The 20,452-nt window shown below is 64.1% G+C and carries 17 protein-coding genes; 7 read left to right on the top strand and 10 right to left on the bottom strand.

The window, feature by feature from the left end; genetic code table 11:
* Positions 1–43: 43 nt before the first annotated feature.
* The 7 genes from U5A65_RS11750 to U5A65_RS11720 form a co-directional block, all read right to left on the bottom strand.
* Positions 44–1,597 (bottom strand): methyl-accepting chemotaxis protein, encoded by a 1,554-nt coding sequence (locus tag U5A65_RS11750; protein WP_321914553.1) that lies wholly within the window; start codon positions 1,595–1,597, stop codon positions 44–46.
* A 334-nt stretch (positions 1,598–1,931) separates the two neighbouring features.
* A complete protein-coding gene (locus U5A65_RS11745) occupies positions 1,932–3,404 on the bottom strand; it encodes an NAD-dependent succinate-semialdehyde dehydrogenase (RefSeq protein WP_321914552.1) in 1,473 nt (490 codons plus the stop codon).
* A 105-nt stretch (positions 3,405–3,509) separates the two neighbouring features.
* On the bottom strand, positions 3,510–4,562 hold the full coding sequence (locus U5A65_RS11740; RefSeq protein ID WP_321946339.1) for a cyclase family protein: 1,053 nt from the start codon (positions 4,560–4,562) through the stop codon (positions 3,510–3,512).
* A 22-nt stretch (positions 4,563–4,584) separates the two neighbouring features.
* Complete coding sequence (locus tag U5A65_RS11735; RefSeq protein ID WP_321914550.1) at positions 4,585–5,886, bottom strand: MFS transporter; 1,302 nt, start codon at positions 5,884–5,886, stop codon at positions 4,585–4,587.
* A 48-nt stretch (positions 5,887–5,934) separates the two neighbouring features.
* Positions 5,935–6,726 carry a 4-hydroxy-2-oxoheptanedioate aldolase gene (gene hpaI, locus U5A65_RS11730; RefSeq protein WP_321946338.1) on the bottom strand — a complete coding sequence of 264 codons (792 nt, stop codon included), beginning with the start codon at positions 6,724–6,726 and terminating at the stop codon, positions 5,935–5,937.
* Positions 6,701–8,035: an MFS transporter gene (locus U5A65_RS11725; protein ID WP_321946337.1), complete on the bottom strand. Its 1,335-nt coding sequence runs from the start codon at positions 8,033–8,035 to the stop codon at positions 6,701–6,703. Before U5A65_RS11725 ends, hpaI begins: the two co-directional genes overlap by 26 nt.
* A gap of 57 nt (positions 8,036–8,092) precedes the next feature.
* The gene (locus tag U5A65_RS11720) at positions 8,093–9,640 is read right to left on the bottom strand and encodes an altronate dehydratase family protein (protein WP_321914547.1); all 1,548 of its coding nucleotides are present in this window, start codon (positions 9,638–9,640) and stop codon (positions 8,093–8,095) included.
* 203 nt (positions 9,641–9,843) lie between these two features.
* On the opposite strand from U5A65_RS11720, the gene U5A65_RS11715 reads away from it, so the two are divergent.
* On the top strand, positions 9,844–10,896 hold the full coding sequence (locus U5A65_RS11715) for a LacI family DNA-binding transcriptional regulator (RefSeq protein ID WP_321914546.1): 1,053 nt from the start codon (positions 9,844–9,846) through the stop codon (positions 10,894–10,896).
* A gap of 81 nt (positions 10,897–10,977) precedes the next feature.
* Here the strand turns inward: U5A65_RS11715 and U5A65_RS11710 are convergent, their stop codons facing one another.
* The 3 genes from U5A65_RS11710 to U5A65_RS11700 all read right to left on the bottom strand — a co-directional run bounded on the left by U5A65_RS11710 (position 10,978) and on the right by U5A65_RS11700 (position 14,701).
* Positions 10,978–12,165 (bottom strand): porin, encoded by a 1,188-nt coding sequence (locus U5A65_RS11710; RefSeq protein WP_321914545.1) that lies wholly within the window; start codon positions 12,163–12,165, stop codon positions 10,978–10,980.
* Between the two features lie 108 nt (positions 12,166–12,273).
* Positions 12,274–13,605 carry an MFS transporter gene (locus U5A65_RS11705; protein WP_321914544.1) on the bottom strand — a complete coding sequence of 444 codons (1,332 nt, stop codon included), beginning with the start codon at positions 13,603–13,605 and terminating at the stop codon, positions 12,274–12,276.
* 226 nt (positions 13,606–13,831) lie between these two features.
* Positions 13,832–14,701 carry a LysR substrate-binding domain-containing protein gene (locus tag U5A65_RS11700; protein ID WP_321946336.1) on the bottom strand — a complete coding sequence of 290 codons (870 nt, stop codon included), beginning with the start codon at positions 14,699–14,701 and terminating at the stop codon, positions 13,832–13,834.
* 227 nt (positions 14,702–14,928) lie between these two features.
* Between U5A65_RS11700 and U5A65_RS11695 the strand changes: the two genes are divergently transcribed.
* The 6 genes from U5A65_RS11695 (at position 14,929) to U5A65_RS11670 (ending at position 20,415) form a co-directional block, all read left to right on the top strand.
* On the top strand, positions 14,929–15,753 hold the full coding sequence (locus tag U5A65_RS11695) for a transporter substrate-binding domain-containing protein (RefSeq protein ID WP_321946335.1): 825 nt from the start codon (positions 14,929–14,931) through the stop codon (positions 15,751–15,753).
* A 99-nt stretch (positions 15,754–15,852) separates the two neighbouring features.
* Positions 15,853–16,545 carry an amino acid ABC transporter permease gene (locus U5A65_RS11690; RefSeq protein ID WP_321914541.1) on the top strand — a complete coding sequence of 231 codons (693 nt, stop codon included), beginning with the start codon at positions 15,853–15,855 and terminating at the stop codon, positions 16,543–16,545.
* Between the two features lie 3 nt (positions 16,546–16,548).
* Positions 16,549–17,241 (top strand): amino acid ABC transporter permease, encoded by a 693-nt coding sequence (locus U5A65_RS11685; protein WP_321914540.1) that lies wholly within the window; start codon positions 16,549–16,551, stop codon positions 17,239–17,241.
* A gap of 28 nt (positions 17,242–17,269) precedes the next feature.
* Positions 17,270–18,031, top strand: a complete 762-nt coding sequence (locus tag U5A65_RS11680) for an amino acid ABC transporter ATP-binding protein (RefSeq protein ID WP_321914626.1) — start codon at positions 17,270–17,272, stop codon at positions 18,029–18,031.
* Positions 18,032–18,058: 27 nt separating this feature from the next.
* Positions 18,059–18,655, top strand: a complete 597-nt coding sequence (locus U5A65_RS11675; RefSeq protein WP_321946334.1) for a cysteine dioxygenase family protein — start codon at positions 18,059–18,061, stop codon at positions 18,653–18,655.
* 149 nt (positions 18,656–18,804) lie between these two features.
* Entirely contained in the window at positions 18,805–20,415 is a 1,611-nt protein-coding gene (locus U5A65_RS11670) for a rhodanese-like domain-containing protein (protein WP_321946333.1), read from the top strand.
* Positions 20,416–20,452: the final 37 nt, after the last annotated feature.

Here is a 20,452-nt window from a genome sequence, read left to right as displayed (position 1 = left end):
TGTCGCAACGCAGCGAGCCCGGCACCGCCGGGCTCAACACAAGTCAGGCTGCCTCGTCGCCGAGCGAGAACTGCGCCGCCGTCGCCGCGAGCATGCGCGCCTGGTCCTCGAGTGAACTCGCCGCCGCAGCGGCCTCCTCGACGAGGGCGGCATTCTGCTGCGTGGCGTTGTCCATGTTGTTCACGGCAATGCTGACCTGGCTGAGCCCATGGCTCTGCTCCTGTGTCGCTGCCGCGATCTCCGACATGATGGAGTTGGTGCGCGCGACCGCGTCGATCAGTTCGCTCATGGTGTCGCCGGCTTCGTTGACCTGCCGCGCGCCATCGTCGATACGCGTCGTCGACTGCGCGATCAGCTCGCGAATTTCCTTCGCAGCGGCGGAAGAGCGTTGGGCGAGCGTGCGGACCTCGCCCGCCACGACCGCGAAGCCGCGCCCCTGATCGCCGGCACGTGCGGCTTCGACTGCCGCGTTGAGCGCGAGGATGTTGGTCTGGAACGCGATCCCTTCGATGATCGAGGTGATCTCCGCCACCGACGCAGAGCTTTGGCTGATGTCGCCCATCGTCTTCACGACGCGCGAAACGACTTCGTGCCCGCGCCGCGCGATATCCGATGCCGATGACGACAGCTCGCTCGCGCGCTGCACGTTGTCGGCGTTTTGGCGCACGGTGCTCGACAACTGCTCGGCGCTCGTTGCCGTCTCCTGGAGCGATGCCGCCTGCGATTCGGTGCGTGCCGACAAGTCGGCGTTGCCTGCAGCAATCTGGCGGGTCGCGGTCGCGATAGCGTTGCTGCCTTCACTCAGCGTGCGCACCGTGCGTCGCAGGTTCGCCTGCATCTCCACCAGCCCGCCGAGCATGCGGCCCATTTCATCGTTCGTGCGGACCTCGATCTTGCGACCGAGATTGCCCTGCGCGATCTGCCCGAAATGCGTGATGGCATCGTTCACGGGCACGAGAATCGCCTTGCGCAGGAAATACCAGCTGGCCGCCGCTGCGCAGAGTCCCGCGATGATTGCGACAATGCTCGCCGCAAGAAATAGCTGGTAGCGGCGCTCGGTCGCTTCGTACTGCTCTTTCGATTGATCGAACTGATACTTTTTCAGTGCGTTCGCAGCGTCCTGCATGCTCGTATAGACCTTCCCCACGCTGAACATCAGCTTGAGAATTTCGTCGCGATTGCCGCGCTGCGTGGCTTCACGAAAACGCGCCAGCTCCGCTTCAGTCGCCTGGTACTGCTGAGTCACGCCGGCAGCCAGCCGGTCCTCCTCCGCATCGCGCGGCAGGGAAAGATATTTTTGCCATGCTGCATCGGCGGCATCACGGACCTCCTTCTCTTTCCCGTACATGTTCTGCGCGTCATCCGAGCCTGGATTGATCGCGGAGCGGTCGAGCGATGTGCGCTGGCGCCCGACCATGATGGTCATTTCCCCAACGGCAATTGATTTCGGCAATTGTTCCGAGTAGGTATGGCGGTTCGCATCGTTGCTGGCCACCATGCCCGCGAGCCCGAACCCGCCAATTACAACCAGAAGAATGCTAAGGAACAACATGGCCGCAACGAGACGACCATTGATTGAAAAGTGGGTGCGCTGCATCGTCGAGGAGTGGCTCTGCCGTAAACAAGGAAATTGAAGTTTGTCGCGAACTGAAAACCGGACAAGCACCAGATTGCATTATCGACACTCAAAACATCGACTTTAGTGTTTACTGAAAAATGAAGAAATTATTCAGTCGTCAAGCCAGCTTCACGGCGATGAACAGACAGCGAAAAGAATAATATGTGCGATCGTTCGTATATTTACGTGGCATCTTTTACGCAGCGCAAATTGATAAATTGGCTGCCTATTGTTCTGCTCCCGATACTCCGAAGTGCGATCGAATCAACCGGCCACGTGGCCGGTCTTCGCACACCGCAGCGCGCCGCGAGTTTCAGTCGAGCCCACCCTGGCACAGATACTTGATGCTGAGGTAATCGTCGAGGCCATACTTCGAGCCTTCGCGCCCATAGCCGGACTCCTTCACGCCGCCGAAAGGCGCTGCTTCGCTGGCCACGGCGCCCTCGTTGATGCCGACGATACCGACTTCCAGTTTTCGCGCCACACGATCGATTCGGCGCACGTCGTTTGTGTAGAAGTAAGCAGCGAGACCGAATGGCGTATCGTTTGCAATCCTGATTACATCGTTCTCGTCCGTGAAGCGGAATAGCGGCGCCACAGGCCCGAACGTTTCCTCGCAGCACAGCACCATCGCGTCGGTCGCGTCGGCGAGCACGGTGGGCGCGTAATAATTCGGTCCCAGTTCGCCAAGTCGCTTGCCGCCCGTGAGTACGCGCGCGCCGTTCGCCACGGCGTCGTCGACGTGCTTTGCGATCTTGTCGATCGCGCGCTCGTTGATCATCGGGCCGATTTGCGCCTTCAGGTCCGTCGCCGGTCCAACGTGAAGCGCAGCCACACGCTGCGCGAGCAGATGCCCAAATCGTTCGTACACCGATTCATGCACGTAGATGCGGTTGGGACAGACGCAGGTCTGGCCGCCGTTGCGGAACTTGGCCGCCATCAGGCCGTTGACGGCCGCGTCGAGGTCGGCGTCCTCGAACACGATAAACGGCGCGTTGCCGCCCAGTTCCAGCGAGAGCTTCTTGAGCGTGCCTGCCGACTCGCGCGCCAGATGCTTGCCCACCGCCGTCGAGCCCGTGAAGGTGATCTTGCGCACGCGATCGTCGGCGAGCCAGTCGGCCACAGCGGCAATACCTTCGTCACGCGCGGCCGAGATCATGTTGAGTACGCCGTCGGGCAAGCCCGCCTCCTGCGCAAGCGCGGCGAGCGCGAGTGCCGTGAGCGGCGTGTCTTCGGCGGGCTTCGCCACGACGGTGCAGCCGGCAGCGAGCGCCGGGGCGATCTTGCGCGCGATCATTGCGAGCGGGAAATTCCACGGCGTGATCGCGGCGACCACGCCAATCGGCTCCTTGATCGCGCTCATGCGCTTGCCGCGCTGCGTCTGCGGAATGATGTCGCCATAGACCTTCGTCGCCTCTTCGGCAAACCACGCAACGTACGAAGCCCCATACGCGACTTCGCCGCGCGCCTCCGCGAGCGGCTTGCCCTGCTCCATAGACATGAGGCGGGCCAGATCCTCGCTGTTCTCGATGATGAGCGCGTGCCAACGGCTGAGCACCTGCGCCCGCTCGCGGGGCAGCTTGTCGCGCCAGGCGGGCAAGGCGCGGCTCGCCGCTTCAGTCGCCGCGCGGGCATCGCGGGCCGAGCTGTTGGCAACCTGCGCGAGCGTGTCCTGCGTCGCGGGATTCGTCACACCGTAACGGCTGCCTCCGGCGGCGGCGATCCACTTGCCGTCGATGAAATTTTCCTGTCGAAGCAGTTCGCCTCGCGTCAACTCCAAACTCACTGCATGCTCCTTTCTACAAGGGATTTCGAGTATCGAAATCGTCAGATGTCCAGCGCCTGCGCGTGCTGTACTTCTGCTCGCGCACGCAAATATGTCCGTAAGCCGCTAGACCGTCGCGACGGGTGTGACCGGCGAGCCGACCGCGCGCGGCAGCCGCAGCGGCGGCGCGGTCAACAGAAAACGGTTGCGGCCGTGCGCGTGCAACCAGTCTGCGAGTTCGCTCAAATGCCAAAGCTCGCCCAGATGCACGCCAAGCCGGAACAAGCACAAATCGTGCAACGGATGCGAGGGATAGCGCGCGTCGTTGCAAGGCGCCGCGGGCAGGCATTCGACGGCCACGTTATCGGAGATCAGAGCGGCCACATTCGATTCGATGATCCAGCGGCGCAGCGCTTCATCGCGGCCGTCGAGACCGGCAAAACCGCCTTCGAGCGCCTGCTCGTTCTGCGTGCGATAGACATCGAGCAACGCTTCGTCCATGCCCGTTCGCAGGCAGAGCATGTCGCCGGGTTCGACAACCACGCTCTGCGCCTTCATCGCTTCCATCAACTCGCGATAGCCAATGCGCAACGGCCCCGTGCCGAACTGCCGTTTGATATCGACCATCACCGCTCGCCCCTGCACACAGGTCGCTGCCATGTTGTCGATGCCGAGCCGCCAGGCGCCGCTCGCGCGACCCGTCTCGGGCAACGTCTCGTCGCGGTAATCGAGCGGTCCGACGATGTCCTCGCCCGCGCGAAAGCCGTTGTAGAAGCACATTTCCGGCTTGCCGTCGCCGTCGGCGTCGAACCATTGCCCCATGTGCGCGAGGCTGTCCCACTGCGTCGAATACTGCAGCGCGAGCGTGACCACGTCGTCGCAGATCACGTCGGTGAGGGCCGCGTTGTCGCGTGAGAGCGGGTAGGTCATGTTCGGCTTGTCGCCGCGCATCGTCGGTTCGACACGCGGCGGCGCACGGCGCGGGTTCAGCACGCGGTTGCCGGGGCAATCGAGCGGCAGGCTCAGGCAGAACGTCCGGCCTTCGCGCGCTTCACGCAACCCTTCGAGCACCTTCGCGGGCGTGATCAGATTCAGGCGGCCGAGTTGATCGTCGGCGCCCCAGTCACCCCAGGTGGAATCTTCGGGTCGCCGGGTCCAGCGGCGTGAGGTTGTGTTCATCGGTGTGCTCCTGTTGGCCCGTTCAACGCGTGGCGCTGCCGGCCGCCAGCATCGGCGTTCCTGTTTCGCCGGGCTCCGTGCCGCCTTGAGTCGCGCCTTCGGCCGCTTCGCCGCGCGGCATCCAGCGCGAAGTATCGAACACGCTGATCGCGATCAGCAGCAGCGCGCCGCCCGCGATGAACGACGCCATCCCGAACTTGAGCCCGAGCGAGGGCGTGACGAGCGCGATTGCATACGGGGCGACCACGCTTACCGAGGTCATCGCGTAGCTGATGCCAATGCCGGTCGCGCGCCCTTCAACCGGGAAACGCCGTGATTGATAGAGCGGCATGATGCCGAACAGGCCGTTCGCGAACATGCCCATGCAGAACGCGCCCACGCCGAGCAGGAAGTGGCTCTGCACCATCGTATAGAGCACCGTCGACGGGATCACGACGCCGAGGAACATGCAGATCGTGCGGCGCTCGCCGAAGCGGCTCGCGCTATAGCCCGAAAGCGGCTTGCCGATGACCGAGCCCACCGAATAAGCGATGATGAACGGAAAGATCTGGCTCGAGTCGAGATGTTGCGTCGTGAGCAGGAACGTGGGATACAGCACCTGCACGGCCCACAGCATGAAATTGATCGCGGCCGAAAAAAGCCACGCCTGCAAGACGGCCGGATTGAAGATGAACACTTCGCGCGCGCGGCGGCGCACCTTCGACTGCCGTTCACGCTCCCAGTCCGGCGACTCGCCCACGTTGCGGCGCAGGAAGAGCGTCAGCAGCGCGGGCAGCACGCCAAGGAAAAACATCCAGCGCCAGCCCGTGACGGGAAACAGAAAGTGGAATGCGAGCGCCGCGAGCAGATAGCCGAACTCGTAGCCCGCGACCATGATGCCCGAGGCGAGCGGACGAATTTTCGCGGGCACGGTTTCCATCAGCAGCGCGACCGATGCGGTCCACTCGCCGCCGAAGCCAATGCCGAACAATACGCGCATGGCCATGAACGACGCGTAGCTCCATGCGAGGCCGCTCAAACCCGCGGCGCATGAAAACCACAGCACGGCGGCCATGAACACGATCTTTCGACCGAAGCGGTCCGCGGCGAACCCCCAGCCGATCGTTCCCGCCACTTTCGCGAAGCCGGTCGCGGTCACCACGAACGCCATTGCGGGCAAGCCCACGTCGAACACCTTGCCCAGATGGGGAATCAGAAACAGCAGAATCGTAAAATCGAATGCGTCGAGCGCCCATCCCGCCGTCGCGGCAAAGATGATGCGCCAGTTCTCGCGCAGGGCCCGGATATGCTCAGCCGCCCCGCTTTTCGCTGCGAAATCGTTCATGTCGCGTCTCCTCCTCCATCGCTTTGCGCGGTCTTTTGGCGCGCTGCTTCAGTCCGCTGTGCGCACGTCCGCGAAATCACGCGCGAGCTTGCGCGCCGCGTTCGCGAACATCAGGATGTCCACCCCCGTCGCGACGAACGTGCAGCCAAGCTCCAGGTAGTGACGCGCGAGTGCCGGGTCGGACGTGAGTGTTCCCGCTGCTTTGCCCGACGCGACGATCGTGCGGATCGCCCCGTCGATCGCCTGCTGCACTTCGGGATGCGTGGCCCGGCCGCGATAACCCATGGAAGCCGCGAGATCGGCCGGCCCAATGAATACGCCGTCCACGCCGTCCACGGCGCAGATCGCTTCGAGGTTGCCAAGCGCCGTCGTCGTTTCCGCTTGCACGAGCAAGCATACTTCGTCATCCGAAATATCCAGGTAGTCGGTACGCAGGCTCCAGCGCGACGCGCGGCCCACCGCGCTGCCCACGCCGCGAATGCCATGCGGCGGATAGCGCACGGCCGCGACGAGCGCGCGCGCTTCGTCGGCGGTATCGACCATCGGCACGAGCAGATTGCGCGCGCCGATATCGAGCAGACGCTTGAGCAGCGCCGGGTCGCCGTTCACGGGGCGCACGACCGGTTCGCCCGGGTACGGCGCCACGGCCTGCAGTTGTGCGAGGATCGTGCGCAGTTCGTTCGGTGCGTGCTCGCTGTCGATGAGGAGCCAGTCGAAGCCGGCCGTCGCGCTCACTTCTGCGAGATACGGATCCGCCATGGAAAGCCAGAAGCCAACCTGCTTCTTGCGCGCGGCGAGCGCCGCCTTGAACGGATTAAGCGCTGAAGTCTGCGGGTTCATGAATGCGTGTCTCCTGTGAAGGGTCGCCGAATTGAATGGGTTCCACCTTCCCGAGGAGGAACAGATAGTTGATGATCGCAATGCCGATCAGCGCCGCCGAGAACAGCAGCGCGGCAACGAACGAACCGGTCGCGCCAACAATGGCGCCCGTGACGATCGGGCCGACCACGCCGCCGAGATTCGACACGGAGTTTTGCAGGCCCGCGATCATCGAAACGGCATTGGGCGGCGCGACGTCGCCGGGTAGTGCCCACACCTGCGAAGCCGCGACCGTGGTGCCTGATTTCGCGACGCACAGCAGCAGCACCGCTACGAGCGCCGAGTGCGCAAACGCCGCGAAGCCGATGCTCGACGCCATCACGAGCCCGACCACGAGAAAGAGCTTGCGCGTGGCAGTGAGCGAGAGCTTGCCACTCGCGAATACGCGATCCGAGGCCCACCCCGCGAAAATCTCGACGACGATCGACACGAGCAGCGGCAACGAGGCCATCCAGCCCATCTGCAGCACGCTCATGCCGCGCTCCTTCATCAGATACGTGGGCAGCCACGTGATGAAGAAGTACGAGTTGTAATTGATCATGAAAAAGCCGATGCACATCGCCCACACGTTGCGGTGCGCAAGCAGCTTGCGCCACGGCGGACGCGCGACGGGCTGCGCGCGTTGCGCGCTTTTATCGCTTTCGATGTGCGCGAGTTCCGCCGCATTCACGCGCGGATGCGCGGCGGGTGAGTCGGTGAAGCTCACGAGCCACGCGACGAACCACACGATGCCGAGCAGGCCCGTGAGCACGAAGGTCATCTTCCAGTCGAACACGGCCAGCATCCACGCGATCAGCGGCAAGGCGATCGCGCCACCGAGCTTCGAGCCACTGTCGAAAATGCCCGCAACGGTCGCGCGCTCCTTGCGCGGAAACCACCGCGTGGCAATACCCGCGTTGCTCGGGTACGCGCCCGCCTCGCCCACGCCCAGCGCCACGCGCAAACCGACGAGCGAGCGAAAGCCGGTCGCGAGGCCCGTCATCGCGGTCGCGAGCGACCACCAGAGCACCGCGAAACCCAGCACTTTCTTCTGGCCCAGCCGATCGGCGAGCAAGCCCGCCGGCAATTGCAGCAGCGCATACGACCAGAAAAACGCCGACATGACGATGCCCATCTGCATCGCGTCGAGATGGAACGCGGACTGAATTTTCGGCGCCGCCGCCGAGAGCACCGTGCGATCGATATAGTTGATCGCAATCGCCGCCCACATGAGGCCGGCAACCCACCAGCGCATCTTCGAGCGGCCGTGCCGCTGCGCAGATTCGAACATCTGCTGTCTCCCTACCTGTTCTATTGATGCCGGCCCTAGGCGCGCAGTCGCGCGCCCTCAGCTCACGATGCCCATGTGCCAGGGCACGAACTCGTTGTCGCCGAGTCCGAGCAACTCGCTCTTCGTGCGCGCGCCCGAAGCCGCGCGAACGATCAGATCGAAGATGTCCTGACCCATTTCCTCGATCGTGCGCTCACCGTCGATCACGCGACCGCAGTTGATGTCCATGTCCTCTTCGAGACGCGTGAACATGGGCGTGTTGCTCGCGAGCTTGAGCGTCGGCGCGGGCTTCGAGCCGAACATGGAGCCGCGGCCCGTGGTGAAGCAGATCAGGTTCGCGCCGCTCGCGATCTGCCCCGTTACCGCGACGGGATCGTAGCCGGGTGAATCCATGAATACGAAGCCTGCGCGATCGATCGGCTCCGCGTATTCGTAGACGGCTTGCAGCGGCGTCGTGCCGCCCTTCATGGCGGAACCGAGCGACTTTTCGAAGATGTTGGCGAGACCGCCCTGCTGGTTGCCCGGCCCGACCACGCCGTTGAACTGGCCATTCTGGCCGCGCGTATACCGCTCCCACCACGCGAGCCGGTCAAGCAGTTTCTGGCCGACTTCGGGCGACACGGCGCGGCGCGTGAGCATGTATTCGACGCCGTGAATCTCGGGCGTTTCGGAGAGGATCGCGGTGCCGCCGTGACGCACGAGCAGGTCCATCGCGGCGCCCAGCGCCGGATTCGCGGTGATGCCCGAGAAACCGTCCGAACCGCCGCATTCGAGACCGATCTTCAGATGGCTGACCGGCACCGGCGTACGCACGATGTCGTTTGCCGCGGGCAGCATCGCCTGCACGGCCTGGATGCCGGCTTCGATCGTTGCACGCGTGCCGCCCGTGTCCTGCATCACCAGCGCGTGCACGGCCTTGCCCGTCTTCAGCCCCTGCGAGTCGAGCAGATCGCCGACCTGGTTGCGCTCGCACCCCAGCCCGACGATGAGCACGCCACCCAGGTTCGGGTGGCGCGCGTAGCCCGCGATGGTGCGGCGGAGCACGTCGAAGTGCTCGCTCGGCGAGGACATGCCGCAGCCACTCGTTTGCGCGAACGCGACCACGCCGTCGACATTGGGATAATCGCGCAGCCGCTCGGGTGTGAAGTAGTCGGCGATATGGCGAATGACCGTGGCCGAACAGTTGACCGACGCGAGGATGCCGATGAAGTTGCGCGTGGCGACGCGACCGTCGGGCCGCACGATGCCGTCGAACGTCGCGCGCTGCTCCGGCGCGACGTAGTCGACGGGCTTCACATCGAGACCGAAACCCGGATCGCGATCGAAGTCGACGAGCGTGATGTTATGCGTATGAACGTGCTCGCCAGGCTCGATGTCGCGCGCAGCCACGCCGATCACGGTGTCGTATTTGCGGATGGGCTCGCCCGACGCCATGCGCCGCGCGGCCACCTTGTGGCCCGCCGCGACCTGCGCGCGCAGGCGAATCACTTCACCTTCGATCAAGACTTGATCCCCGATCGTCAGCGACTCGCGCGCGATCAGGACGTTGTCGTTGGGGTTGAGCCGGATCAACGGCCCGTTATAGGACTTGTTGGATTGGAGCATTCGCCTGTCTCCGCTGACGATCCGAAGGGCGCGCAGCGGCACCTGCTCCGGTCCCATGCGAAATTGTTGCTGGCTGCGCCGGGGAACGCGCGCCTTTCGTTTGGAACAGCGTTACCGGTTAATGTAACCGGTAACATAGGTGCCATCGTAGTACAGTTTTGGGATAATGCCAACACCTTTTTGCCGCAGGAGCGCGCGCGCCCGTGACCAAGACCTCGACAGAATTCGCCCAGCCCGCCGCCGGCACCGCGTCGCGGCGTGCCCGCAAGAACACCGGCCGGGTCACGCTCAGCGACCTGGCCCGACTGACGGGGGTCACGAAGGTCACCGTTTCACGCGCCCTCAACAATCCCGAACTGGTTTCGGTTGAAACGCTGGAACGCGTGCGCGAGGCCGTGCGGCAAACGGGCTACACACCCGATCTGATCGCGGGCTCGCTTGCCTCGAATCGCAGCCACCTCGTCGTTGCGCTGATCCCGGCGATGGCGGGCAGCGTGTTCCAGGAAACGGTCGCCGCCCTGACCGCGGAACTCGAGACGGCCGGCTATCAGTTGCTGCTCGGCCAGAGCGGCTACGACGAATCGCGCGAAGAGGCGCTGCTGGACGCCATCATCGGCCGGCGGCCGGCAGGCATCGTGCTCACCGGCGTGATTCACTCGGAGGCGTCGCGGCAGAAACTGCGCGCGGCCGGCATTCCCGTGGTCGAAACGTGGGACATCACGCGCTCGCCGCTCGACATGTTGATTGGCTTCTCGCATACGCGCGTAGGCGAAGCGGCGGCGCGCTACCTGCGCGAGCGTGGCGCGCGGCACCCGGCCATCGTCACGCCGGGCGACCGCCGGGCGACGCTGCGCGCCAACGCGTTCATCGACGCCTTCGGCGGCGAGCGCGAGATTCCCGTGGCCGCCGTGCCCTCGCCCGCCCATCTCGGCGACGGACGCCGCGCGCTCGCGAAGCTGCTCGACGAGCATGCGCAGATCGACGCGATCTTCTGCGGCGCGGACATCATGGCGCTCGGCGTGCTCATGGAAGCCCGTGCGCGCGGGCTCGACGTGCCGGGGCGCCTCAAGGTGATCGGCTACGGCGACCAGAATTTCGCCGCCGACACGGACCCGCCACTCACAACCATTCGGATCGACGGCACGAAGATCGGCAAGCTCGCGGCGTCCATGCTGATGGAGAAAATCGAGACCGGCGCGAGCAAGCGCGCAAAAGTGGACGTCGGCTTCACGCTGATCGAGCGCGGCTCGGCTTGAGCGTGATCGCGTCGCGACGGCAACGCAAAAAGGCCTCGCACACATGGCGAGGCCTTTTTGCTTCCAGCGCGTAAAGCGCGATCAGAACTTCGTGCGGATGCCCGTGAACACGTCGACCTGACGATTGGTGGACGATGCGCCGCCCGCATACGCGATCGCCGCGATCCGGCTGTACGACGAACCCACGCGCGTCGATGCGTCGCCGGCCGCGAGCTGATACGTGCCCGAGAGGTAGACGTCCGTCCGCTTGGAGAGCGCATAGTCCACGCCCAGCGTGAACTGATGCCACTTCGGCTTGAGCGTCGCGCCGCCCGTGCCAGCCAGCCCGTTCGCGCGGCCGTCCGTGAACGTGTAGACGCCGATCAGCGTCGTGGCGGGCGTGAGCAGGTAGCGCAGGTTCGCGTCGTAGTTGTTGAACTTGCGGGAGGACCCGTCGTTATAGTCGAGTTCCGTGTGGCTGAACGCAAAGCCCGCAATCGCGCTGCCGATCTTGTAGTTCGCGCCGGCCGCCGCAATTTGCTGACGGGCCACGCCGCCGTCGAGGTTGTAGAAGAACCCGCCGCTGTAGTCGTCGCCGCTCGTGGTCGACGCGCCACCAATCGCGCCGCTCGTGTTGGTCGTCGTGTTCGGATGATCGAGCAGCACGTAACCGCCGCCGATCGAGAGCGGCCCGTTCACGTAGTTCGCGGCGAGGCCCCAGGCGCGGTTGTTTCCAAAGCCTTGACCGCCCGCGCCGCTCGCCTGGTTGCTGAACGCGTACATGCCGTCGACGGTGAAGCCCGCAATGGTGTCGCTGCGGAACTTCACCGCGTTGTTGATGCGGAACGTCTGGTTCAGGTTGTCGTTGTCGCCCACGTGGGTGGACGGCGACCAAAAGCCCGAACCGGCGTATTGCGCGACGAGATCCGCTAACGGCTCATACTGGCGGCCGAGCGTGAACGTGCCGATGCCGCTCTTCGCAATGCCCACGAACGCGCTGCGGCCGAACAGACGCCCGCCTTGTGCGGCGGTGCCGTCGCTGGGCTTGAAGCCGCCTTCGAGCGTAAACACCGCGCTCAGGCCGCCGCCGAGATCCTCGTTTCCTTTCAGGCCCCAACGGCTACCGCTCAGGCGGCCGCTCGTCAACTGGAACGCCGAACCGCCCTTGATGTTATTGACATAACCGATACCGGCATCGACGAGACCATACAACGTGACGGAGCTCTGGGCCTGCGCCATGACGGGTGCGACGGACAAAAGCCCGGCCGCTGCGAAAAGTGCTTTTTTCATACAGGTGACCTGTCTGGTTTTAGTATTTAGAGGACTACTATGTATTACCGCCTGAGAGAAAACGGCGGGAATGCTTCCGGCGAAACCGCGTAGGTTGATCCGGTGGTATTACGGGGCGTTGCTGTACTCGCGCGCCTGCGGCTGCGGCGAAGCACCGTCGAGACGAATCGGCTCGACCTTGCCCAGCAGGAACAGATAGTTGACGATCGCCACGCCGATCAGCGCCGACGACACGACGAGCGCTGGCACGAACGAACCCGTCGCGCCAACAATCGCCCCTGTGACGATCGGGCCAACCACGCCGCCGATGTTCGATACCGTGTTCTGAACGCCCGCTACCATCGACACGGCGTTGCGCGGCGCGACGTCGGCCGGCAGCGCCCAGACTTGCGAAGCCGCCACGGTCGTGCCCGACTTCGCAATGCACAGCAGCAGCACCGCAACGGCAGCCGAGTCGGCGAACGCGGCGAAACCGATGCTCGATGCCATCAGCAAGCCGATCACGAGAAAGAGCTTGCGCGTAGCGGTGAGCGAAAGCTTGCCCGAGGCGAACACGCGATCCGACGCCCAGCCTGCGAAAATCTCGACCACTATCGAGACGAGCAGCGGCAGCGACGCCATCCAGCCCATTTCCATCATCGTCATGCCACGCGCCTTCACGAGATACGTGGGCAGCCAGGTGATGAAGAAGTACGAGTTATAGTTGATCATGAAGAAGCCAATGCACATCGCCCAGATGTTGCGGTGTGCGAGCAGCTTGCGCAGCGCGGGGCGCTCTGCGTTGTCGCTTCGCTCTGCCAATGAATCGCTCTCGATGTACGCGAGTTCCTCGGCATTGACCCGCTTGTGATCACGCGGCGAATCGCTGAACGTGAACTGCCACACCACGTACCAGATCAGACCGAGCAAACCGGTGAGCGCGAACGTGATCTTCCAGTCGAACGCCGTGAGCATCGCGGCAATGAGCGGCAGCGCGATGGCGCCACCCAGCTTCGACCCGCTATCGAAAATGCCCGCGACCGTCGCGCGTTCGCTGCGCGCAAACCACTTCGACGCAATGCCCGCGTTGCTCGGATACGCGCCCGCCTCGCCCGCGCCAAGCGCCACGCGCAACGCGACGAGCGACTTGAAACCGCTCGCGATGCCCGTGGCCGCCGTCGCCAGCGACCACCAGAGCACCGCGAAACCCAGCACCTTTTTCTGGCCCAAACGGTCGGCAAGAAAACCCGCGGGCAGTTGCAGCAGTGCGTACGACCAGAAGAACGCCGACATGACGACACCCATTTCCACCGCGCTCAGGTGGAATTGCGACTGGAGGCGCGGCGCCGCCGCCGACAGCACGGTGCGGTCGATGTAGTTGATCGCGATCGCCGCCCACATGAGGCCCGCAACCCACCAGCGAATCCTCGACCGGCTCCGCACGTTGGTGGCCAGATTCATCTCGTGTCTCCTGTTTTATTAATCATGGTCGCTCCCGGCCGCGCCGGGGTGAAGCGCGACTCCGCAGCCGGGATGTTACCGTTTACTGTAACCGGTAACATTGGGCGCAATCCTAGTCTGTCCGCAAGAGAAATGCCAGTGTCTTTTCCTTGGGGTAAATGCCAATATCCTGCAATCGCAAGGTGGCCGTAACGCGAACGAAAGCGCCAGACCCGAACGCGGCCGGTTATGCGAACGAAGGCCCGAAGCGCGTCGCGATGCGCTCCGTCGACTCGAACAACTCGCGCAGCACGGCGCTCGTACAAGTCGGCTGCACGTACAGATAGAAGGCGACCTCCGGCAGGCGCGGCAAGCCATCGCCTTCGGTCAGGACGCGCATATTCGCGTCGAGCAGTTCGGTGGTCCGTGCCGTGACGCCGAGGCCAGCACTGATCGCGGCCTTGATGCCCGTCAGCGTTGGAGACATGAAGCTCGTCCGCCAGGGAATGTCGTTCGCGTCGAGTTCAGCAATCGACAGCTTGCGAAACAGGCTCAGCTCGTCGGCCATCACGAGTGGAACGGGCTCGCCCGGATTGAACGTGAAATCCTCCGCGCAGATCCAGACCATTGGCGACGTGCGCAGCGTGACGCCCGGGAACGCATCGTCGTAGCGCGTCGAGATCACGAGATCGAGTTCGCCATCGCGCAACGCATCCATCAGGAACGGGCTGCGTCCGACGTTGATTTCCATTTGCAGTTCAGTCGACAACTTCGACAAACGCCGCAGCATGTTCGGCAGGATCGAGTCCGCCACGTCGTGCGGCGATCCTATGCGGACTTTCTCGCCAGGGCCCCGCGAATACGCCAGTTGCACCGCCTGATCGTTGAGCGCGAGGATCTTGTTTGCGTAAGCGAGCAGCCTCGCCCCGTCCGTCGTCATCATCTTCTGCCGCCCCCGCTTCTCGAACAGGATGCAGCCTACTTCCTGCTCGAGCCGCTGCATCTGCTGTGTGATCGCAGACTGTGTGCGGCCGACCTGCTCGGCCGCCGCAGCGAACGTTTCGCGCTGGGCGATGGCGACGAACGTGCGCAGCAGATCGATATCGAGGTTTCGCATTCCGGGCATCCGATAGTTCAATTTCGCTAATGCTTTTCGGCAAATAATTAAATTGTTCGCCAAAATTTTGACCGATAAGCTTGTCAACACTCAAGCACAATTTATGCAACCGGAGACATGTGCGTGCGTCGACGCGTGCCCTCAACGTACAGGTGGGCACAGGCGGGCACGCTCGACCGCGGCACCCGTCATCGCAGAGACTTCCTTTCTGGAGGAGACCCCGCTTTATGTGGCAACGAAAACTGGCCGTTCTGACGATCACCTTCCTCGCCACCTTCGGCCGGGCGAATGCGGACGAACTGGCCGACATCAAGGCCCGCGGCACCCTCGTATGCGGCACGCAAAACGCCAGTGAGCCGTACGCCTTTCCCGATCCCGCCACGCGCCAGATCGTGGGCTTCGACGTCGACGTATGCCGGGTGCTCGCGCAAGGACTGGGCGTGAAGCTCGACCATCGCACGCTGTCGACCGACGCGCGCATTCCCGAACTGAAGACGCACCGCGTCGACGTGCTCGCCGCCGCGATGGCGTGGTTGCCGGCCCGCGCCGCACAGGTCGACTACAGCGACCAGTACTACGTCGCGCCGATCCGGGTGCTGGTGCGTGCCGATTCCTCCATCCAGAATCTCGATCAGCTCAACGGCAAGAAGATCGCGGCGTCGGAAGGTTCGAGTTCGGCGGCGGTATCGGTCACACGCCTGCCGAACTCGAATCTACTCACGTTCCACGATATTCCGTCGGCGTTCCTCGCGCTCCAGCAAGGCAAGGTGGACGGTCTTGTCGCTGGTCAGAACATCCTCGCGCGCTTTGCGAACGAGGCCGCGCAAAAGGGCGGCCAGCAATACCGGATGCTCGCTGCGCCCGTCTACGAGGAGCGCTGGGGTGTGGTCATGAACAAGAGCGAACCCGCGTTGATGGCGGCGGTGAACAAGATCCTGCACGACTACGACAAGTCGAGCGGACTTCAGCAGAGCTTCGACAAATGGCTCGGCGTGAACTCGCCGTACAAGTTCACGCGCGACTATAAGGTCGAACCGATCAGGACGCAGTGAACGCACGCGCTTCGCGCGGAAGTCACCGGGACGGAACCCCTGCGCAACGCACGCCGTCCCCGTCATTTTTCTTATCGACTCCTGACGACCTGCCCCAGCATGTTCGACTTCTCCTTTCTGCTCGACGACGGCTACCTGCCTTTGCTGCGCAACGGCGTACTCACCACATTGCAGCTGTTCGTCGTGTCTGGCCTGTTCGCCATCGTCGTAGCCGTCGTGCTCGCAACGCTGCGTGCGCTGCCCATCAAGGCGTGCAAGACGTTCGTCGTTGCCGTTGTCGAATATCACCGCAACGTGCCGATGCTCGTACAGATCCTCGTGTGGTATTTCGGCGTCCCTCAACTGTTGCCCGCGCCGCTTTATCACTGGGTCAACGCCGGAAACACGGAGTTCTTTTTCGCCACGATCGCGCTGGCGCTCAACTACGGCGCATTCATGTCAGAAGACCTGCGCTCCGGTTTGCGCACGATTCCCTATACGCAGCAAGAGGCGGCGTGTTCGATCGGTCTCACGTACCTGCAGGCGTTTCGCTACGTGATCTTGCCGCAAGGCATGCGCGTGGCGCTGCCGGGGCTGCTGAACCAGGCGTTGCGGCTCTTCAAGGACAGTTCACTCGCCATGGCGATCGGTGTGCACGAACTGCTGTACAACACGCGCCAGATCGACAACCTGACGTTTCGCACCTTCGACATCTTCCTCGTCGCAACCGTTCTCTATCTGATCGGCACGCTGGCGCTGATGGCGCTCTCGGACCACTTCGCCAAACGTCGCACGACGCCGCTCGGAACCTGAGCCATGTTCGATATTCTGCACAACTATCTTGGGCTGTTTCTTGTCGGCAACTGGCCGCACGGGCCGCTCGGCGGCGTGGCGATCACGCTCGTCATCTCGGCGCTGGGCCTCGCGATGTCGTTCCCGATTGCCGTCGCGATCGGTCTCGCGCTCGTCTCGCCGTTGCGTGGACTGCGACGCGCCGCCAGCATCTGGACACGTCTGATCCGTGGCATTCCGCTGCTGATGCTGATTTTCTGGGCCTATTTCGCGGTGCCGCTGCTGGTGGGCGCGCAGGTGTCGGCGGTTACGACGGCCGTGTGCGCGATCGTCGTCTACGAAAGCGCGTTCCTTGCGCAAATCGTGCGCGCCGGACTCGAAGGGCTGCCGCGCGGTCAGATGGAAGCCGCGCGCTCGAACGGGCTCTCGTGGCTGCAGAGCATGCGCTACGTGCAACTGCCTCAGGCGCTCGCCAACATGCTGCCGTCGATCGTCAACCAGTTCGTCTCGATCATCAAGGCGACCTCGCTCGCGTATGTGATCGGCGTGCCCGAGCTGACGTATTCGGCGGCGCAGGTCAACACGATCACGCTGACGCAGCCGTTTCAAACGTTCCTCGTGCTTGCCGCTTTCTATTTCATCCTGTGCTTCGCCGTCTCGCGCTTTGCGGGGCAGCTGGAGCGCCGCATCGCTCGCCGGCGCGCGGGCCTCGCTTGATATCGCAGGAGCAAAAGAGACCATGACCATGCTCGCTTTCGAGAACGTGCACAAGCACTACGGTCAGCACCATGTGCTCAGGGGCATCGACGCCATAATCGAGCGCGGCGAAGTTGTCGTCGTATGCGGGCCGTCCGGCTCCGGCAAGTCGACCTTGATCCGCACCGTCACGCGGCTCGAAGCCATCGAGCAGGGACGCATCCTGTTCGAAGGCTGCGACGTGAATGCGCGCAACGTCAAGCTCAACCGGCTGCGCGCCCGCATCGGCTTCGTGTTCCAGAGCTTCAACCTGTTCCAGAACCTGTCGGTGCGGCAAAACCTGATCCTGGGCCCCACCCGGGTGCTCGGCATGTCGCGCGACGAAGCCATCGCCCAGGCCGAGAATCTGCTGGCCAAGGTCGGCCTCGCGCACAAGATCGACGCGATGCCCGCGAACCTGTCCGGAGGCCAGCAGCAGCGCGTGGCGATTGCACGCGCGCTTGCGATGAAGCCGCCATTGATGCTGTTCGACGAACCGACGAGCGCGCTCGATCCGGAGATGGTGCAGGAGGTGCTGCAGGTAATGCGAAGTCTCGCCAACGACGGCCTGACGATGGTGATCGTCACCCATGAAATGGGCTTTGCGCGCGAAGTGTCGAGCCGCGTCTGGTTCATGGACCAGGGCCAGTTGCTCGAAGACGCGCCGCCCGACAGGTTTTTCACCCGGCCCGCACACGAGCGCGCGCAACGCTTTTTACATGACGTACTGCGCCCGTCGCCGCGCGAGCTTGCCGAGTATCGCGCCGCTTAACCTACTTTCAATCCCGGAGACCCATTCATGTCAACACCGTCCCTGTCCGCACAACGCGATACTGCCGTCGCTGAAGCGATTGCCGCCATGAAATCCGAGCTTGCGCCCGCGGGCGAGACGCGTCCGGCGCTCACCGCGGTGCTCGATCAGGTCAAGTCGCTCGCGGCGCGCCGCGAGCTGTGGCAGGACGCGGACTTCCCGCCGCCCGCCGATGGCGAGCTTCAGGCGCGCTACCTGATTCACGAAGACGCCGACCAGACCTACGCGCTGTATCTGAATGTCATGCGCCCCGGCAAGAAGATCACGCCGCATAACCACACGACATGGGCCTGCATTGCGGCGGTCGACGGCATCGAGCACAACTTCCTCTATCGGCGCACCGACGACGGCAGGACGCCGGGCGTGGGCTCCGTCGAAGTGACGCAGACCGTCGTCGTCGAACCCGGCCACGGCATCGCGCTTGCCTCGGACGATATTCACGCCGTCGAGATCAAGGGCGACACGCCGATCCGCCACCTGCACATGTATGGCCGCGCGCTGGAAACGCTCACCGAGCGCATCACGTTCGACCTCGAAAACGGCACGTATCAGGTGATGAACATCGGCGTGAAGACGCGCCGCTAACGCAAAGCCCACTCCCGAATCCTGCCCGGCGCCGTGGCGGCGCCGTGTCCAGCACAGGTCCGCCCACATGGGGCTGGGACCGAGGCACCGTTTTGCCCCGGCAATCGGTGGGGATTCGTTCAACCCTACGAAACGGCAACGCTTTCGACATGACCTCATTGCTCCCTTCGTTTATCGACGCCTCGACGCTCAAGCGCTGGCTGCGTGACGGCGCCGAGATCGCTCTCATCGACGTGCGCGAGCACGGGCAGTACGGCGAAGCGCACCTCTTTCACGGCGTGCCGCTCCCCTATAGCCGGCTCGAACTCGAGATCGGGCGGCTCGTTCCCCGCCGCACCACGCGCCTCGTGCTCTACGACACCGATGCGACCGTCGCGCTCGACGCGGCGGCTCGCCTCTGCGAGCGTGGCTATACGAACCTGCACGTGCTCGAGGATGGCACCGAGGGCTGGCAGCGTGCCGGCCATACGCTGTTCGCGGGCGTGAACGTGCCGTCGAAGACGTTCGGCGAGCTGGTCGAGCACGCGTATCACACGCCGCACATTACGGCGCGCGAACTCGCGGCAAAGCGCGAACGCGGCGAGCCGGTCGTCATTCTCGACGGCCGCACGCTCGGCGAATACCGGAAGATGACGATCCCTTCGTCGATCTGCTGCCCCAATGGCGAGCTTGGCTATCGCATCCGCGAACTCGTTTCCGATGCGACGACGCCGATCGTCATCAACTGCGCGGGTCGCACGCGCAGCATCATCGGCGCGCAGACGCTGATCAACCTGGGCATCGCCAACCCCGTGATGGCGCTCGCAAACGGCACGCAGGGGTGGTACCTGGAGGACCTGCCGCTCGAGCACGGCAGCACCCGCCGCTACCCGGAAGCGGTGCCGCTCGCCGCCCTCGAGCCGATGCGCGAAGCGAGCCGCACACTGGCCGAACGCTTCGCGGTGCCACATGTGGACGCGGCCACGTTCGCACAGTGGGCGTGCGATGCGTCCCGCACGCTCTACCTGTGCGACGTGCGCACGCCGGAAGAATTCGCTTGCGGCTCGTTGCCGGGCGCGCAACACACCCCGGGTGGACAGCTGATACAAGCTACGGATCAATACGTCGGCGTGCGTCATGCGCGTGTCGTGCTGTTCGACAGCGACGGCGTGCGCGCGCCGATCGTCGCCAGCTGGTTGCGTCAGTTGGGCCACGACGCTTACGTGCTACCCGACGCGTTCGCGAGCGGCGCGGCGCTGCCGGTCCTGCCTGCGGCTGTGGAAGCGACCCTGCCCGAGATTGACGCGGCAACGCTTGCCGAAGCGCTCGCGACCAGGCCAATGCAAGTGGTCGATTTGCGGCCGAGCATGAGCTATCGAAGCGCCCATATTCCGGGCTCGCAATGGGCAATTCGCCCGCGTCTGCCCGATCCGCCAGATGTGCCCGCGGACCGGAACATCGCGCTCGTCGCGGATGAGCGCGGCGTCGCCGAGCTGTTCGTCGCGGACTGGCTGCGACGCCGGCCTCACGATACAGGCCGTTTCGTGCTGCTCTCAGGCGGCCTTGGCGCGTGGACGGCGGCCGGACACGCCGTAAGCGCCACGCCCGCCATGCCGCCCGACGAAGCCTGCATCGACTACCTGTTCTTCGTGCATGATCGTCACGACGGCAACAAGGCAGCGGCGCGTCAGTATCTCGCGTGGGAAACCGGCCTGCTCGCCCAGCTCGACGCCGATGAGCACAGCACGTTTCGAATCGGCGCAGCAGCCGCGACGAAGTGAACGCAGGATGCGCGGGCGATGCCCGCACATCAGGCAA

It is taken from the genome of Paraburkholderia sp. J10-1, assembly GCF_905220165.1.
Taxonomy (GTDB): Bacteria; Pseudomonadota; Gammaproteobacteria; order Burkholderiales; family Burkholderiaceae; genus Paraburkholderia.
This window is presented reverse-complemented; position numbering and strand designations above follow the sequence as displayed.